This is a genomic window from Mesorhizobium sanjuanii (genome assembly GCF_002529485.1).
GTDB lineage: Bacteria > Pseudomonadota > Alphaproteobacteria > Rhizobiales > Rhizobiaceae > Mesorhizobium > Mesorhizobium sanjuanii.
This window is the reverse complement of sequence record NZ_NWQG01000227.1, coordinates 1-665: the sequence shown is the minus strand read 5'-3', so window position 1 is coordinate 665 and position 665 is coordinate 1. Positions and strand designations below refer to the sequence as shown.

The window sequence follows — 665 nt, the reverse complement described above, 5'->3', positions numbered from 1 at the left end:
GGTGATGGCGGACATGGCGGCGCCGGTGGCAACGCCAGCGCAACCGCCACGGCCTCGAGCATCATTGAAACGACTGGCGAAAACTCGTTCGGCATTCTGGTGGACGCCAGCGGTGGCAATGGCGGCACTGGCGGCAACGCTGTCTCCGCCGGTTACGCAAATGCCGGTGAAGGCGGCAATGGCGGCAATGCCGGGGCCGCGAACGGCAGCAACGCCGGGCAGATCACCACAGGCGGTCGATTTTCATATGGCATGATTGTCCGCTCCGCGGGTGGCCGCGGTGGCGACGGAAATACATCGGCTTCGATCTTTGTCGGAAACGGCAGCAACGGCGGCGCACCCACCGGCGGCGGCAACGCTTCGGGTGAAAATTCCGGCGAGATAACCACCCGTGGCGACTTCGCCTCCGGCCTGGTCGTGCAGTCCGTCGGTGGCGCCGGCGGCAGTGGCGGCGGCGCTTTCGGCCTGTTCGGCGGTGGTGGATCCGGCGCCGATGGCAACAATGGTGGAACCGCCACGGCGACCAATACCAACAGGATCACGACCAGCGGCATTGGTGCGATCGGCATGCTGGTGGAATCGATCGGTGGTGGCGGCGGCGACGGCGGTGGCGCGGCCGGTATCGTGTCCGTTGGCGGTATTGGCGCCGGCGGTGGCACGGCGGG

General features: G+C 67.4%; 1 pseudogene. It reads left to right on the top strand.

Annotated features, from left to right (window positions below):
* Window positions 1-665 (top strand): annotated as a pseudogene (locus CN311_RS33710) (autotransporter outer membrane beta-barrel domain-containing protein); the annotation flags it as partial.